Origin of the sequence: Kitasatospora sp. NPDC088160 (genome assembly GCF_044741445.1) — a bacterium.
Lineage (GTDB): Bacteria > Actinomycetota > Actinomycetes > Streptomycetales > Streptomycetaceae > Kitasatospora.
Genome location: NZ_JBIUSS010000005.1, coordinates 100,264 through 116,481 on the forward strand (window position 1 = coordinate 100,264; position 16,218 = coordinate 116,481).

A 16,218-nucleotide genomic window follows, 5' to 3' on the forward strand; every position below is an offset into this window, starting at 1 on the left:
TCCTAGGCTTTTCCGCCCAGCGCCCCTTCCAGGAAAGCCGCCTGGGCCAGCAGCCGCTCGTCGCCGCCCGCCGCGCCCACCACCTGGAGGCCCAGCGGCAACCCCTCCGCCGTCCGTCCGGCCGGCAGGCTCAGCGCGGGCAGGCCCAGGTAGCTCCACGGCAGCGACATCACCGCGTCCCCGGTGGTGTGCAGGCCCTCCGGCGCCCCGCCGGTCGCCGACGGCGCCAGCCACAGGTCCACTCCGACCTCGGCGGTCGCCCGGGCGACCCGCTCGCGCAACCGCTCCCGGGCCTGGAGCGCGGCCGCCCGGTCCTCTGCCGCGACGCCCTGGCCGACCCGGATGCTCGCCGCCGTCTCCGGCCGGTACAGGCCGCCGAACCGGGCGAACCAGTCGGCGTGGCCGCGGGCCAGCTCGAAGCGGTTGATCGTCTGCAATTGCCGGGTGATCCCGGCGAAGTCCGGGAACAGCGGCACCCGGCGCACCGTCAGGCCGGCCTGCGCCAGGCGCTCCAGGCTCTCCTCGAAGACGCGCAGCGCCGCCGGCTCGGCCCGCTCCAGGTACGCGCCGTCCGGGACCCCGAGCACCGGCCGGCCCCCGGCCGCCGGCCCGCCGCGCCAGTCGTCGCCCCGCCAGTCGTCGCAGAGCAGTGCAGCCGCCAGGGCCGCCCCGGCCAGGTCGGCCGTGAACACCCCCAGGGTGTCGAAGCTCGGCGCGTTCGGGATCACCCCGGCCATCGGGATCCGCCCGTACGTGGGCCGGAAGCCCACCACCCCGCAGTACGCGGCCGGCCGGATCACCGATCCCACCGTCTGGGTGCCGACCGCCAGCGGCACCAGCCCCGCCGCGACCGCCGCCGCCGACCCGCTGCTGGAGCCGCCCGGGGTGTGCCCGGGATGGTGCGGGTTGCGGGTCGGTCCTGGCGCGCTCGCCGCGAACTCGGCGGTCACCGTCTTGCCGGCGACCAGCGCCCCGGCCGCCCGCAGCCGGTCCACCACCACGGCCTGCGGCCCCGCCAGGACCCCCGGCGGCAGCGCCGAACCGCCGTGCGTGGGCAGCCCGTCCACGTGCACGATGTCCTTGACCCCCACCGTCACCCCGTACAGCGGCGGCCGCCCGGCCGGCTCGGGGTACCGCGCGGCCAGCGCCCGCGCCTGCGCGCGCAGCCGCTCGTGCCGCCCCGGCTCCGGGACGAACGCGTGGATCAACGGATCCACCCGCTCGACCAGCCCGCAGAACCGGTCGACGTGCTCGGACAGGCCCGGTACGCCGGACCGCAGCCCGGCGGCCTCACGGGTCAACGACCGTGGCCGGGCGAGGGGTTGCTCCATGCCGATCACGGTAGACCACCCGTTGGCGCGCTACTGGTGTTCGGCCGACAGGTACGGCGTCTCGCGCAGGTAGTACGCCCCGCAGGTGTGGCAGCACAGCTCCGGCGTCTTGCCCCAGTCCACCGGCTCCCGCACCTGCGCGCCCGGGTCGAGCTCCCGGCCGCACATCGCCACGCTCTCCGCCCCCCGGACCATGTGCCACAACCGCACCCCGCCGGTCGCACCCCCGGCCCCGTACTCGGCTCGCATCTGGTGCTTCATGCGGCCATCGTCCGGCCCCCCGGCCACCCCGGCAACCGGTGGCCGAACGGGCGCGCTGGGCAGCATCGATCACTTAGCGCCAAATCCGATCGAAACCAGCCACCCGCAACCGGTAGGGTTCGCGGGCGCGACCAGCGCCGACGGCCCTGCCGGAGGTCTCAAGTCGCCCGAAATCAACCCCATTTACCCCAATCTGGAGCTTCTCAACGTGCGCTCTTCTCGCCTTCTGGCCGCGTCCGCGCTGATGGCGCTCTCCTTCGGCACCACGGTCGGCGCCGTCAGCGCGAGTGCGGTCGGAGTCCCCTCCTCCCCGCCCCCCACCTCCAGCACGGCCACCCCGAGCGCCCCCGCGCCGAGCACCCCCGCGCCGAGCACCCCGGCCCCGAGCACCACCCCGAGCGCCCCCGCCACGGCGACTCCGAGCACCACCCCCAGCCACACCGCGACGGCCACCCCCACCAACCGGCCGTCCACCCTGCCGATGCCGACCCCGACCAACAGCATGCGATGCCACGGCGGCGTCTACCAGAGCCCGCTGCTCAAGGTCACCGGCTCCGGCCTGTACGGCACCACCCTGGTCAAGGGCGGACCGGCCGCCGAGCTGAGCGTGACCTGGCAGAACAACAGCGGCGTCGATCTGCCCGTCGTCCACAACTCGCTCTACGTCACCGACGAGTTCGACGGGGACTACCCCGTCCAGTGGAGCACCGAGTTCTTCGACGTGCAGCTGAACACCGGCTCCGGCTGGAAGCCCGCAAAGCTCGACGACCGCGACCTCCAGTCGCCGGACATCAAGCTGGCCAAGGGCGAGAAGATCACCTACCAGGTCCGGATCGCCGCCACCGCCAAGGCCCCGGTCGGGAACTACGGCGCCAACTACGACGCCGGCTCCGACGCGTTCGACAACGACAAGGTGCCCACCCCGGCCAACGACAAGCCGAACGCCTGCACCCAGTTCTACAACCCCTTCGAGGGCAAGTTCCGGGTCGCCGAGGCCGGTGGCGCCAGCAGCACCCCCGCGGCCGCCGGCCACGGTTCGGCCTCCGCCTCGCCGTCGGCGGGCCCGCACCTGGCCGAGACCGGCGCCGACTCCAACACCCTGCCGATCGCCCTCGGCGGCGCCGCCGTCCTGGCGGCCGGCGCCGGCACCGTGTTCGTCCTGCGCCGCCGCAAGGCCGGCGCGCACAGCTGACCCCTGCACCCGGGTGAACGCCGGGGGCGCGGACCGTGGTCCGCGCCCCCGGCGTTCGTCGTATCAGTTCGTCGTCATCGGTTCGCCGTGTCAGGACGCTGCCCGCAACAAGGCGCCGTCCTGCCACTTGAGGATCTTGTCGAAACTCACGATGGCGCCCCGGAGCGGGTGGTTGCGGAGCTGGACGTGGTCGGTGAGGGCGTGGATGAGGAAGAGGCCCCGGCCGGATTCGGCGGTGAGGTCCGGGAGGGTGTCGAGGTCCACGGGGCGCAGCGTGGGCGCCGTGGGGCGGGCGGGGAGGACGTGGGTGTCGTAGGGGTGGCCGTCGCGCCGGGGCTGGTGGGCGGTGAGGACGCGGGCCGGGACGGTGGCGCGGCCGCGGCGGGGGCGGCGGTGCGCGGCCGGGCGGGGCGGCGGCGGGGGGACGGGGCGGCGGCGCACCGCCGGGGCGGGGGTGCCGACGGGGCCGGGAAGGCCGGGGCCGGAGTCGGTGACCTCGATCCGCAGGCGGTCGCCGCTGATCGAGGCGGTGACCTGGAAGCCGCCGTCGGGCCGCCCGCAGGCGCCGTGCTCGACGGCGTTGGCGCAGGCCTCGCTGAGGGCGACGCCGAGGTCATGGGCGATCTGCGGGTCGACGCCCGCCGTCGCCATGGCACCGAGCAGGATGCGCCGGGCCAGCGGGACGCTGGCCGGGTCGCGCTTGAGGTGCAGAGTCCACCAGATGTCCACGGGAGGTCCCTCCTGGCTGCGGCTCCACATACAACTAGGTATCTCCGGGCGATTCGGCGGTGAACCGTGCCCGGGGCCCGCTGCCGCCCGTTCGGCGGATGGACTGAGGCCGTGGATTGTGCCGAGTGGCGCACTCGCCGGCCTGCACGCCGCTGCCGAACGGGGCATTCGTAGGGATTTCCCACCCTGCCCACGCGGGCGAGGTAGGCGGTGAGATGATGTCTCGGCCATGACTGCCCTCCCCGCCGCCCCGCTCCCGGGCGCCCTCGCACCGGATGCGCCGGTGGGGGCCGCCGCCTGGGACCTGCGGCTTGCCCGGGCCGTCCCGTTCGCCCTGGTGTGCACGTTGATAGCGGCTGCCGGGCACGCCCTGGCGGGTGGCGGGAACGTGCCGCCGGCCGCGTTGGCGACGGGCTTCGCCGCGGTGCTGGTGCTCGCGGTGGCCTGCGGTGGGCGGGAACGTTCGCTGACGGCCATCGCCGGTGCGCTGGGCGCGGGGCAGCTCGGGCTGCACTGCCTGTTCCACAGCTTCAACGGCCACGCCGCGATCGGCGGCATGGCCGGCATGCACCACGGCGGCTCCGGTCCGCTGACCCTGCCGACCGTGGCGGGCCGGCTGATCTGCAACGAGGCGCGCCCCGGCACGCTGGCCGGCCTGCCGGGGAGCCCGACCGCCGAGCAGCTGGTCTCCTCGGCGGGCCTGGACCCGAACGCGTACGCCGTCGCCCCGTGGTGGCAGGGCGGCGTGTTCGGGATGACGCCGTCGATGCTGGCCGGGCACCTGGCCGCCGCGCTGGTCGCGGGCTGGTGGCTGCGGCGCGGTGAGGCGGCGCTGTGGCGGCTGGTGCGGGTGACCGCGTCGGCGGCCCGGGAGCACTGGGCGGCGCCGCTGCGGTCGGCGCTGGTGCTGGTGGCGGCGCTGCTGCGCGGCCTGTTCGGCGCGGCCGGTCCGGCCCGCCGGTTCGGCGTCCGGGGCGGGGAGAGTCCGCTTCCGGCGGGTGCCGCGCTGCGGCACAGCGTGGTGCGGCGCGGTCCGCCGCTCGGGGCCTTCGCGTACTGATCCGGCTCCTGGCGCCCCCTTCGTGTCGGGCCCCGGTTGTGCGCAGCGTCCCGGGCCGGTCCCGCGTGTCCCCGACACGCCGACGGCCCCCGGTTCCGCCCCCACACGTCCCCAGCACGTCCCCACGCGCGGCCCCGCCGAGGCACGGTCTTCCCGTCGCCCGGACGCGGGCCGGTCCGCCGAGCTCCGATCGGAGACACCGCATCATGCGTTCCCTTCCCACCCGCCGTCTCGCCGCCGTCGCCCTCACCGCCGCCGCCTCCGTGGTGGCGCTGGCCGGTCCCGCGTTCGCGCACGTCACCGTGAACCCGGGTGCGGCCGCCCAGGGCGGCTACACGGCCGTCGACTTCCGGGTGCCGAACGAGAGCGACGCCGCCGGCACGGTGAAGCTGGAGGTCAACCTCCCGCTGGACCACCCGCTGGCCTCCGTCCGCACCCTGCCGCTGCCGGGCTGGACCGCGACCGTCGAGAAGGCGAAGCTCGACAAGCCGATCAAGGTGCACGGCAGCGACGTCAACGAGGCCGTCTCCAAGATCACCTGGACCGCCGACGCCGGCACCAAGATCGCCCCCGGTCAGTTCCAGGAGTTCCGGGTCTCGATCGGCCCGCTGCCGTCCGACGCCGACAGCATGGTCTTCAAGACCCTGCAGACCTACGACAACGGCGACATCGTCCGCTGGATCGACGAGTCCAAGGACGGCCAGCCCGAGCCGGCCCACCCGGCCCCCGTCCTGAAGCTCACCAAGGCCGCCGCCGGTGAGGACGCCCACGGCGGCGTCACTGCCTCCCCCTCCGCGGGCGCCCATGGCGACAGCTCCGACCACGCCGCGGCCCCGGCCGGCGCCAAGTCCAGCGACTCCACCGCCCGGGTGCTCGGCGTGGTCGGCATCGTGGTCGGCGTGATCGGCACCGCCGTCGGCGTGCTCGGCCTGCGCCGCCGGAGCAGCGGCTCCGCCTCCTGACCCACCCCGCCGGCGGGGCCGTACCCACGCCCCGGGTACGGTCCCGCCGGCGGTCCCACCCCGCACGATCGGATCTCCCATGCTCCGCACCACCCGCACCACCCGCCTGGCCGGCGCGGCCGCCGTCGCGCTCGCCGCCGCCCTGACGCTGACCGCCTGCGGCTCCTCCGGGGGCGGCTCGACCGCCGCCAAGGTCGTCCAGCAGAAGTCCGACTCGCCGTACCAGGGCACGGTGCTCACCAAGAACTTCGAGAAGCCCGACCTCCAGCTGACCGACACCTCCGGCCAGCCGTACGACCTGCGGCAGCAGACCAACGGCAAGACCACGCTGCTGTTCTTCGGCTACACCAGCTGCCCGGACGTCTGCCCGACCACCATGGGCGACATCGGCGTCGCGATGAAGGCGCTCCCGGCCGAGGAGCGGCAGAAGGTCAACGTCGTCTTCGTCTCCACCGACCCGCAGCGCGACACCCCCAAGGTGCTGCGCACCTGGCTGGACTCGATGGGCAGCGACTTCATAGGCCTGACCGGCGACCTGGCCAAGGTGAAGACGGCCGCCAGGTCGCTCGGCATCATGATCGAGGACCCGGTGGTCAACGCGGACGGCACCGTCACCTCGACCCACGGCGCGCAGGTGCTGGCCTTCCTCCCCTCGGACGACAAGGCGCACGTGCTCTACCTGAGCGGCACCGAGGAGAAGACCTACGAGCACGACCTGCCGCTGCTCGCCAAGGGGGTCGCGGCATGAAGGCCTCGACCGGCCACGCCCCGGCCGGCCGCGCGACCCTCGGCTTCCGACGGACGGCGCTCACGGGCGCGGTACTGGCGACGGCCCTGGGCGGCGGCGCCATCCTGGTCGCCTGCGGGGCAGGCGGTCAGGGCGGTGCCGGCGGCGGGGCGGCGAAGCTGAGCGTCGCCGACTCCTACATCCCGCTGCCCCCGGCCGGCGGGATGGCCGCCGGCTACCTGACCGTCCGCAACGACGGCGGGCAGGACCAGCTGGTCAAGGTGAGCAGCCCGGGCGCCGAGTCCGTCACCATGCACCGCTCGACCCCGTCGAGCATGGAGCAGGTCCCGAGCCTGGACGTGCCCGCGCACGGCGCGTTGGAGTTCGCCCGCGGCGGCACCCACCTGATGATCATGGGATGGCAGAAGGCCCCCGCCCTCGGCGACGAGCTGGAGCTCGACCTGACCTTCGCCAAGTCCGGCACCCTGTCGGTCAAGGTGCCGGTCAAGGAGCTCACCTACCGCCCCGGCCAGAGTTAAGGGGACCGCCAGCATGGAGAAGGCCGCCCACCGCCGCATCGCCGGACTGCTCGGGACGCTCGGCGCGCTGCTCGCGCTGATGCTCGCCGGCGCCGGACCGGCCGCCGCGCACGCCACCCTGGAGTCCACCGACCCGCACCAGAACTCGGTGGTCGCCACCGCCCCGCAGGCGGTCACGCTGACCTTCAGCGAGTCCGTGTCGCTGTCCAGCGACTCGGTGCGGGTGCTCGACCCGGCCGGCAAGGCGGTGGACACCGGCAACCCCGGGCATGCCGGCGGCAAGGCGGACACCGCCCGGGTCGGACTGAACAGCGGGCTCGCCAACGGCACGTACACCGTCGCCTGGCGGGCCGTCTCGGAGGACTCGCACCCGATCGGCGGCGCGTTCACCTTCTCCATCGGCGCGCCCTCGGACACCTCGGTGTCCGCCACCGCGCTCCAGGGCGCCAAGGCCGACGGCCTGGTCTCCGCCCTCTACGGCACCGGGCGCACCGTCGCGTACGCGGCGTTCGCGCTGCTCGCCGGCGTCGCCGCGTTCGTGCTGATCTGCTGGCCGGAGGGCGCCGCCCGGCGCCGGATGCAGCGGCTGCTGATGACCGGCTGGGCGGCGCTGCTGGCCTCCACCGTCGCGGTGCTGATGCTGCGCGGCCCGTACGAGCGCGGTTCGGGGATCGGCAAGGCCCTCGACCTGTCGCTGGTGCGCGCCACCCTGGACGAGCGGATCGGCACCGCGCTGGCCGCCCGGCTGCTGCTGCTCGCGGCGAGCGGGGTGTTCCTGTCGCTGCTGGTCGGCCAGTTGGGGCAGCCGGCCCGGCCGGCGGTGCGGCCCGGCGGCGCCGGGAGCACGGGGAGCACGGGGAGCGCCGGAGGCGCGAGCGACGAGGAGGCCGAGGAGGCCGAGCTGCGGGAGCTGGAGCAGCGCGCCGCCGAGCGGCCTCAGCGCGAGGCCCGGCTGGGCCTCGGCGTCGCCGGGCTGGTGCTCTCGATCGCCCTGGCGGCGACCTGGGTCGGCGCCGACCACGCCTCGGTCGGCATCCAGGTCTGGCTGTCGCTGCCGCTCGGCATGCTGCACCTGATCGCGATGGCGCTCTGGCTGGGCGGCCTGGCCGCGTTGCTGGTCGCGCTGCGCGAGGGTGTCGGCGCGCAGGTCGTCGACCGCTTCTCGAAGGTCGCCTTCGGCTCGGTCGCGGTGCTGGCCGCCACCGGCGTCTACCAGTCCTGGCGCGGCCTCGGCAGCTGGGGCGCGCTGACCGGCACCGAGTACGGGCGGCTGCTGCTGGTGAAGACCGGCTGCGTGGCCGTGATGCTCGGCGCCGCCTGGTTCTCCCGCACCTGGCTGGCCCGGCTGCGCGCGGCCCCGGCCGAGGCGGCGGAGGTCGAGCCGGCCGCTGTGCCGGAGCCGGTCGGCGTCGCCGCCGCGCACTCCGAGGACCCGCTCCGGCAGGCCCAGCTGGCCCGCCAGCAGGCGGCCCGGGAGAGCGCCGGGCGCGAGCGCGGACTGACCCCGACCCGGGCCGGGCTGCGCCGCTCGGTGCTGGTCGAGGCACTGGTCGCGGTGGCGGTGCTGGTGGTCACCACGATGCTCACCAACTCCCCGCCCGGGCGGGTGGCGAGCGAGGTCAAGGCCGGTGCCGCCGCACCCGCCGCCGGACCGGCCGCCGGGGGCGCGCCCGCCCCGCAGACCGAGCCGGGCCGCACCGTGGAGCTCAAGCTCCCGTACGACACCAAGGGCCGCACCCCGAACGCCAAGGGGACGGCGACCGTCACCCTCAACCCGGCCCGGACCGGTCCGAACGAGGTGCACCTCGCGCTGACCGGCGCGGACGGGCAGCCGGTGGACGTCCCCGAGGTGCAGCTCGCCTTCACCCTGCCGGACCGCGACCTCGGCCCGCTGCCGGTGGCGCTCACCCCGGAGGGCACCGGCCGCTGGAGCGGCACCGCGCAGCTGCCGCTGGCCGGCACCTGGGTGGTGTCGGTGCAGATCCGCTCCTCCGACATCGACCAGACCACCCCGACCCAGCAGTTCAAGATCGGCTGACCGCGATGGAGCACACCTCGACGGACCGCACCACGGCGGACCGGGCCACGACGGACCGGGCCACGGTGCCGAGGCCCGCAGCACAGGGTGCTCAGGCGCCCGGCCGCGCCGGCTTCACCCGGCGGGCCCTGCTCGGCACCGCCGGCGCCGGGCTGCTGGCCGGCGCCGGAGCCGGCGCCGCCGGGGCGGTCGCCCTGGACCGCCACCCCGGCGCGGCGCCCGCCGCCGGGCCGGGCGGCGCGCTCGGCGCGGCCCGGGTGCCGTTCCACGGCGAGCACCAGGCCGGCATCCTCGAACCCCAGCAGGCCCGGGTCCAGCTGGCCGCCTTCGACCTGGCCGAGGGCGCCGGCCGGGACGGGCTGCGCGCCCTGCTCCAGCGCTGGACGAAGACCGCCGAGCGGCTGACCGCCGGGGAGCCGGCCGAGGACGCCGACAACCAGGTGGCGCTGGACGCCGGCCCCTGCTCGCTCACCCTCACCGTCGGCTTCGGCGCCGCCCTGTTCGACAAGGCCGGGCTGGCCGACCGCCGCCCGCAGGCGCTCGAACCGCTGCCGCCCTTCCCCGCCGACGCGCTCGACCCCGCACGCGGCGACGGCGACCTGTTCGTCCAGATCGGCGCCGACGACGCCCTGGTGGCCGTGCACGCGCTGCGGGTGCTGCAACGCCAGGCGGCCGGCACGGCGGCGCTGCGCTGGCAGTCGGCCGGCTTCGCCCGTACGCCCGGTGCCACCGCGCGCCCGATGACCGGCCGCAACCTGATGGGCCAGATCGACGGCACCAACAACCCCCAGCCGGGCGAGGACGGCTTCGCCGCCAAGGTGTTCTGCACCGCCGGGCCGGACCAGCCGGCCTGGCTCGTCGGCGGCTCGTACCTGGTGTTCCGGCGGATCCGGATGCTGCTGGACAACTGGGAGGCGCTGCCGACCGACCGGCAGGAGCGGGTGATCGGGCGGCGCAAGTCGGACGGCGCACCGCTCGGCGCACCCGCCGGGGCCGGCGAGCGCACCCCCGTCGACCTGGCCGCGCAGGGCCCGGACGGCGCGCTGGCGATCCCCGCCGACGCGCACGTCCGGGTGGCCGCCCCGGCCGCCAACGGCGGGGCGGCGATGCTGCGGCGCGGGTTCTCGTACCACGACGGCCTGCTGCCCGACGGCTCGCCGGACGCCGGGCTGCTCTTCCTCGCCTTCCAGGCCGACCCGCGCAAGGGCTTCACCCCGGTGCAGCGCAAGCTGGCCCGGGGGGACGGCCTCTCCCGCTTCCTGCGGCACGAGGCCAGCGGCCTGTACGCGGTGCCGCCGGGCGTCCCGGCCGGCGGCTACCTCGGCCAGCAGCTCTTCGAGTAGCACGCCCCCGGCGGTCTCCGGTCCCGGCAGTCTCCGGTCCCGGCCACCGAAACGCTTTCCTGGCCGACGGGCGGAGTCGTTATGGTGACTTCTTCGGCAACACCCCTGCCCCGGTTCCCCCCTGTTTCCCACGGAGGCGTCATGTCGGCCACCCGCTACACCTACCTCGGTCCGGCCGGCACCTTCACCGAGGCTGCGCTGCGCACCCTGCCCGAGGCCGCGACCCGGGAGCTGGTGCCGCTGGCCTCGGTACCGCTGGTGCTGGACGCGGTGCGCGGCGGGGACGCCTCCGGGGCGTTCGTCCCGATCGAGAACTCGGTCGAGGGCGCCGTCACCGCGACCAATGACGAACTCGCCGCCGGTGCACCGCTGATGATCTACCGTGAGGTGCTGCTGCCGATCTCCTTCGCGCTGCTGGTGCGGCCGGGCACCGACCTGGCGGGGGTCAAGACGGTGACCAGCCACCCGGTGGCCCAGGCGCAGGTGCGCCGCTGGCTGGCGGCCAACCTGCCGGACGCGCAGTGGGAGTCGGCCGCCTCCAACGCGGACGGCGCCCGGCTGGTCGCCGAGGGCCGCTACGACGGGGCGTTCGCGGGCGAGTTCGCGGCGCCGATCTACGGCCTGGACCCGCTGGTCAAGGACATCGCGGACGCGCAGACCGCGACCACCCGGTTCGTCCTGGTCGGCCGCCCGGGCCGGGTCTCCTCGCCGACCGGCGCGGACAAGACCTCGATGGTGGTCTGGCTGCCGGACGACCACCCGGGCGCGCTGCTGGAGCTGCTCCAGGAGTTCGCGGTGCGCGGGGTCAACCTGATGCGGATCGAGTCGCGGCCGACCGGCGAGGGCATCGGCAACTACTGCTTCCTGATCGACTGCGAGGGGCACCTGTCCGAGCGCCGGGTGGCGGAGGCCCTGATGGGGCTGAAGCGGATCAGCCCGCAGGTGCGGTTCCTCGGCTCCTATCCGCGCGCCGACCGGCAGGTCTCCACGCACCGGCGGCCGGGGACCTCGGACGACGATTTCACGGCCGCCGCCGACTGGCTCTCCCGGTGCCTCGACGGGCGCGGCGACATCTGATCCACGCGAGGGCATCGTGACGACATCTGATCGATGCCCTTTGTCTTTCCGCCCTTTTCCGATCGCTTTCTCCCGGCCGGGCGGAAGGGGGCGGGTGACCGCACCCGTCGTCCACAGGGGCCCGCGGCGCCGGAACCCGCCATCCACAGGGGCGGGGACTATCCACAGCCGAAAGTTATCCACAGGCCTGGGGATGAGTCGACAAACCGGTATAGCCACTGCAGGTTTCGGTCGGATCATTGGTTAGCGGCGTAGAGATGACTAATCGGACCAGAGTCACCCGTGTGCCAGCAAATCACCCGTCCGAGTGCTTCAATTCCCTCACCCGAGAAGGTCAAATGAGGTTTGAAACCTCAATTCCCTGGCTTCGGTGATCGGAGGGCCAACCTCCCCTTCAATCCACAGGCACCGCCCGGATCCTGTGGATAACCCCGGCCCCGCCCGTTCCCCACAGAAGTTATCCACAGGATCCGGGCGGTTATCCCCAGGGGAAAACCCGTACCGGTGGATGAGCCTCCGCCCGGTACGCTTGGGCCTGTGATTGACCTTCGCCTGCTTCGTGAGGACCCTGACCGAGTGCGCGCCTCGCAGCGCGTCCGTGGCGAGGACGTCGACCTGGTCGACGCCCTCCTCTCCGCCGACGAACGGCGCCGGTCCTCGGGCAGTCGCTTCGACGAACTGCGCAGCGAGCAGCGGACGCTCGGCAAGCAGGTCGCCCAGGCCAAGGGCGAGGAGAAGGCCGCCCTGCTGCAGCGCACCAAGGAGCTGGCCGCCGAGGTCAAGGCCGCGGACGCCGAGCAGGGCGCGGCCAAGGAGGAGGCCGATCGCCTGCTCCGCTCGCTGGCGAACCTCATCGACCCGGCCGCCCCGGTCGGCGGCGAGGAGGACTTCGTCACCCTGGAGGAGATCGGCACCCCGCGCGACTTCGCCGCCGAGGGCTTCGAGCCGCGCGACCACGTCGAGCTCGGCCAGATCCTGGGCGCGATCGACACCGAGCGCGGTGCCAAGGTCGCCGGCGCCCGCTCCTACTACCTGACCGGCGTCGGCGCGCTGCTGGAGCTCGCCCTGGTCAACATGGCCATCGCCCAGGCCACCGCGGCCGGCTTCATCCCGATGATCACCCCGACCCTGGTCCGGCCCGCCGCCATGGACGGCACCGGCTTCCTCGGCCAGGCCGCCGAGAACGTGTACCACCTCGCCGAGGACGACCGGTACCTGGTCGGCACCAGCGAGGTCCCGCTCGCCGCGTACCACATGGACGAGATCCTCGACGCCGAGAAGCTGCCGCTGCGCTACGCCGGCTACTCGTCCTGCTTCCGCCGCGAGGCCGGCACCTACGGCAAGGACACCCGCGGCATCATCCGCGTCCACCAGTTCGAGAAGGTGGAGATGTTCGTCTACACCACTCCCGAGGACGCCGAGAACGAGCACCGCCGCCTGCTCCAGTGGGAGAAGGACTTCCTCAACGCGCTGGAGCTGCCCTACCGGGTGATCGACGTCGCCTCCGGCGACCTCGGCGCCTCGGCCGCGCGCAAGTTCGACATCGAGGCCTGGATCCCGACCCAGGGCAAGTACCGCGAGGTCACCTCGACCTCCAACACCACCGAGTACCAGGCCCGCCGGCTCGCCATCCGGATGCGCGAGGAGGGCAAGACCCGCCCGCTGGCCACCCTGAACGGCACCCTGGTCGCCGTCCCGCGCACCATCGTGGCGATCCTGGAGAACCACCAGCAGGCCGACGGCTCGGTGGTCGTGCCCGAGGCACTGCGGCCGTTCCTCGGCGGGCGGACCGTCCTCGAACCGGTCAAGTAGCACCGCGCCACCCGCACCACCCGCAACTCCCGGGAGACGTACGGCCCATGAGCACCACCAGCCCCAGCCCCGTCTCCCCCAACGGTGAGCGCCCGAGCGGTGGCGACCTGCCCTACCGGCTGGTCGCCACCGACCTCGACGGCACCCTGCTGACCAGCACGGAAACCGTCTCCGAGCGCACCCGCGCCGCCCTGGCCACGGCCACCGGCGCGGGCGCGCTGCACATCGTCGTCACCGGCCGCTCCGCCGCCTGGGCCCGCCCGGTCTTCGACGAGATCGGCTACACCGGGATAGCCGTCTGCGGCCAGGGCGCCCAGGTGTACGACGCCGGCGCGCACCGGCTGCTCACCTCCCTCACCCTGGACCGCCGGCTCGCCGGGCTCGCCATCGCCAAGATCGAGGCCGAGACCGGCCCGCTGGCCGTCGCCGCCAACCAGGACGGCCTGGACGGCCAGGTGCTGGCCGGCCCCGGCTACGAGCTGCTGATCGGCTCCGACCTCCCGGTCGTCCGGGTCGACCGCGACCAGCTGCTCGACGCCCCGGTGAGCAAGCTCTACATCCAGCACCCCGGCCTGACCGACGACGCGCTCGCCGAGGCCGCCCGCCGCGTCGCCGGGGACCTGGTCGGCGTCGTGATGGCCGGCGCCGGAGTGGTCGAACTGCTGCCGCTGGGCCTGTCCAAGGCCACCGGGCTGGCCGTCGCCGCCCGCCGCCTGGGCGTCCGCGGGGCCGACACCATCGCCTTCGGCGACATGCCCAACGACGTGCCGATGTTCGGCTGGGCGGCCCGCGGCGTGGCGATGGCCAACGCCCACGAGGAACTGCTCGCCGTCGCCGACGAGGTCACCGCGAGCAACGACGAGGACGGCGTCGCCGTCGTCCTGGAACAGCTCTACCCGGGCGTCTAGGCCCTCCTCCTCCCGACCTCGCCGTAGTGTTCGGCGGGGGTTCACCTCCAGTTGTAGGATGACCGGGCAAGCGGTTGTAGGATGACCGATGACCGGCGTTGACCAGCGGCGCGGTGACCGACAACGAAGGGAGTACCGGCATGACCAACGACGGCAACAGCCTCCAGGCGGCCGGACGGCGCTCCCTGGTGGACACCGCGATCGACCAGCTGCGCGAACAACTGGCCGGCGGCGTCTGGCCGGTGGGATCGCAGATCCCCACCGAGCACGAACTCGCCGAGCGGCTCCAGGTCGGCCGGAACACCGTCCGGGAGGCGATCCGGGTGCTGGTGCACGCCGGCATGCTGGTCTCCCGCCAGGGCGAGGGGACGTTCGTCCGCTCCACCAGCGACCCGGCCGCCGTCCTGCGCGGCGTCCAGCGCTCGGGCATCCGGGACGTCCTGGAGGTCCGGGCCGCGCTGGAGACCGAGGCCGCCCGACTGGCCGCGCTGCGGCACACCCGCGAGGACGTCGAGCGGATGCGGGCCGCGCTGGCCCGCGAGGCCGAGGTGATCGCCTCGCACGCCGAGCGGACCGACCGCGAGGCCACCGTCGAGCACGACCTGGAGTTCCACACCGCCATCGTCGAGGCCGCGCACAACCCGGCGCTCACCGAGGTCTACCGCTACTTCGGTGCCTCCGTGCGCGAGTCGATGACCTCGGCCTTCGGCGACCACGACATGCCCGAGGTGGCCGTGGCCACCCACGCGGCGCTGGTCGACGCGATCGAGAGCGGCGACCCGGACCGTGCCGAGGCCGCGTGTCGTGCGCTGCTCGCCGAGCCGACCGCGGCCGTCGAGCAGCTCCTCGCGGCCATCGCGGCCCGGAAGTGACGTAGGCACCCGCCTCCCTTCCGTCCTCCGCGCCCTCTCGCACATTCACGAAAGAACAGCACACCCATGGCCGTCACCCGTGCCCAGCAGCCGGTTGCCACCACGTCCCTCCCGCTTCCCGTCCGCACCCGGCTGGCCCACCCCGCGCTGCTGCTGACCGGCATCCTGCTGGTCGCGCTGAACATGCGCGCCTGCCTGGCGGCGGTGTCGCCGATGGTCGGCGAGATCCAGCGGACCTTCGGACTCTCCGCCACCGCGAGCGGACTGATCACCACCGTGCCGGTGCTGTTCCAGGGCGTCGGCGCCCCGCTCACGCCCCGGCTGACCCGGCGGTTCGGCACCGAACGGGTGGTGCTGGGCGCGGTCCTGGTGCTGGGCGCGGGCGTGCTGCTGCGGGTGCTGCCCTCGGTGGCGGCGCTGTACGCGGGCTGCGTGGTGATCGGCGTGGCCATCGCGGTGCTGAACGTGTCGATGCCGGGCCTGGTGAAGCGGGAGTTCCCGGACCGGGCGGCGGCGATGACCGGCGTCTACTCGACCACCATGCTGGTCGGCGCGACCCTGGCGGCCGGTCTGTCGGTGCCGCTGGAGCACGCCCTCGGCGGCGGCTGGCAGGCCTCGCTGGGCACCTGGTCGCTGCTCGCGCTGATCGCCGCGGTGGCCTGGCTGCCGCAGGTGCTGCGCTCCCGGCAGGAGCGGGCGGCGGCGTCCGGGGCGGCGGCGTCCGGGGCAGCGGCCCCTGCCGGTCCTGCGGCCGGTCGTGTGGCCGGTCGTGTGGCCGAGAAGCCGATCGAGGGCATCTGGCGCTCGCCGATGGCCTGGCAGATCAGCCTCTTCATGGGCATCTCGTCGCTGCTGGTGTACACCCTGGTCGCCTGGATGCCGACCATCCTGGCCGACCACGGCATGGACCGCGGCGAGGCCGGTCTGGTCTTCGCCTTCTCCAACCTGGTGCAGGTCGCGGGCGCCTTCCTGGTGCCGCTGCTGGCCGGCCGGATGACCCGCCAGCGCGGGCTGGCGGTGGTCATGGCCGGGCTGAACGGCCTCGGCATCGCCCTGCTGCTGATCGCGCCGGTGTCCGGCGCCTGGGTGTCGGCGACCATCCTGGGCGTCGCCCAGGGCGGTTCGCTGGGCCTGGGCCTGGCCTTCATCGTGCTGCGCACCGGCAGCGCGGCCGGCGCCGCCCAGCTGGGCGGGATGTCGCAGGCGGTCGGCTACCTGGTCGCGGCGGCGGGCCCGGTCGGCGCCGGCGCGCTGCACCAGCTCACCGGCGGCTGGACGGCCACCCTGGTGCTGATGCTGGTGCTGGCCACCGTGGTCGGCGCGGCCGGCTGGGGCGCGGGCCGCAACCGGACGCTCGGCTAGCACCT

Annotated in this window: 15 protein-coding genes; 12 read left to right on the top strand and 3 right to left on the bottom strand. The window is 74.5% G+C overall.

Annotation, left to right across the window (positions count from 1 at the left end):
• Positions 1–2 precede the first annotated feature (2 nt).
• Both ACIOGZ_RS09240 and ACIOGZ_RS09245 read right to left on the bottom strand, forming a co-directional pair.
• Positions 3–1,331 (bottom strand): amidase, encoded by a 1,329-nt coding sequence (locus ACIOGZ_RS09240; protein WP_363628060.1) that lies wholly within the window; start codon positions 1,329–1,331, stop codon positions 3–5.
• 30 nt (positions 1,332–1,361) lie between these two features.
• Positions 1,362–1,592, bottom strand: a complete 231-nt coding sequence (locus ACIOGZ_RS09245) for a hypothetical protein (protein ID WP_350880659.1) — start codon at positions 1,590–1,592, stop codon at positions 1,362–1,364.
• Between the two features lie 208 nt (positions 1,593–1,800).
• On the opposite strand from ACIOGZ_RS09245, the gene ACIOGZ_RS09250 reads away from it, so the two are divergent.
• Positions 1,801–2,784, top strand: a complete 984-nt coding sequence (locus tag ACIOGZ_RS09250) for an LAETG motif-containing sortase-dependent surface protein (RefSeq protein ID WP_363628059.1) — start codon at positions 1,801–1,803, stop codon at positions 2,782–2,784.
• 90 nt (positions 2,785–2,874) lie between these two features.
• On the opposite strand, the gene ACIOGZ_RS09255 is transcribed toward ACIOGZ_RS09250, so the two are convergent.
• Positions 2,875–3,513, bottom strand: a complete 639-nt coding sequence (locus tag ACIOGZ_RS09255) for an ATP-binding protein (RefSeq protein WP_400985443.1) — start codon at positions 3,511–3,513, stop codon at positions 2,875–2,877.
• 229 nt (positions 3,514–3,742) lie between these two features.
• Between ACIOGZ_RS09255 and ACIOGZ_RS09260 the strand changes: the two genes are divergently transcribed.
• The 11 genes from ACIOGZ_RS09260 (at position 3,743) to ACIOGZ_RS09310 (ending at position 16,213) form a co-directional block, all read left to right on the top strand.
• Positions 3,743–4,573: a hypothetical protein gene (locus tag ACIOGZ_RS09260; protein ID WP_363581468.1), complete on the top strand. Its 831-nt coding sequence runs from the start codon at positions 3,743–3,745 to the stop codon at positions 4,571–4,573.
• A gap of 206 nt (positions 4,574–4,779) precedes the next feature.
• Positions 4,780–5,535, top strand: coding sequence for a YcnI family protein (locus ACIOGZ_RS09265; RefSeq protein ID WP_363581470.1), 756 nt, complete (start codon positions 4,780–4,782; stop codon positions 5,533–5,535).
• Positions 5,536–5,614: 79 nt separating this feature from the next.
• Positions 5,615–6,283 carry an SCO family protein gene (locus ACIOGZ_RS09270; RefSeq protein ID WP_363581472.1) on the top strand — a complete coding sequence of 223 codons (669 nt, stop codon included), beginning with the start codon at positions 5,615–5,617 and terminating at the stop codon, positions 6,281–6,283.
• Entirely contained in the window at positions 6,280–6,801 is a 522-nt protein-coding gene (locus ACIOGZ_RS09275; RefSeq protein WP_363581474.1) for a copper chaperone PCu(A)C, read from the top strand. Before ACIOGZ_RS09270 ends, ACIOGZ_RS09275 begins: the two co-directional genes overlap by 4 nt.
• A gap of 13 nt (positions 6,802–6,814) precedes the next feature.
• Positions 6,815–8,839: a FixH family protein gene (locus ACIOGZ_RS09280; protein ID WP_400985445.1), complete on the top strand. Its 2,025-nt coding sequence runs from the start codon at positions 6,815–6,817 to the stop codon at positions 8,837–8,839.
• Positions 8,840–8,844: 5 nt separating this feature from the next.
• Positions 8,845–10,182, top strand: a complete 1,338-nt coding sequence (efeB, locus tag ACIOGZ_RS09285; RefSeq protein ID WP_400985447.1) for an iron uptake transporter deferrochelatase/peroxidase subunit — start codon at positions 8,845–8,847, stop codon at positions 10,180–10,182.
• A 141-nt stretch (positions 10,183–10,323) separates the two neighbouring features.
• Complete coding sequence (pheA, locus tag ACIOGZ_RS09290; protein WP_363581480.1) at positions 10,324–11,259, top strand: prephenate dehydratase; 936 nt, start codon at positions 10,324–10,326, stop codon at positions 11,257–11,259.
• Positions 11,260–11,796: 537 nt separating this feature from the next.
• The gene (gene serS / locus ACIOGZ_RS09295) at positions 11,797–13,071 is read left to right on the top strand and encodes a serine--tRNA ligase (RefSeq protein WP_363581482.1); all 1,275 of its coding nucleotides are present in this window, start codon (positions 11,797–11,799) and stop codon (positions 13,069–13,071) included.
• A gap of 47 nt (positions 13,072–13,118) precedes the next feature.
• Positions 13,119–13,979 carry an HAD family hydrolase gene (locus ACIOGZ_RS09300; RefSeq protein WP_400985449.1) on the top strand — a complete coding sequence of 287 codons (861 nt, stop codon included), beginning with the start codon at positions 13,119–13,121 and terminating at the stop codon, positions 13,977–13,979.
• A 140-nt stretch (positions 13,980–14,119) separates the two neighbouring features.
• Positions 14,120–14,851, top strand: coding sequence for a FadR/GntR family transcriptional regulator (locus ACIOGZ_RS09305; RefSeq protein ID WP_063351236.1), 732 nt, complete (start codon positions 14,120–14,122; stop codon positions 14,849–14,851).
• A gap of 66 nt (positions 14,852–14,917) precedes the next feature.
• On the top strand, positions 14,918–16,213 hold the full coding sequence (locus tag ACIOGZ_RS09310) for a CynX/NimT family MFS transporter (protein ID WP_400804442.1): 1,296 nt from the start codon (positions 14,918–14,920) through the stop codon (positions 16,211–16,213).
• The last annotated feature ends 5 nt before the right edge of the window (positions 16,214–16,218 follow it).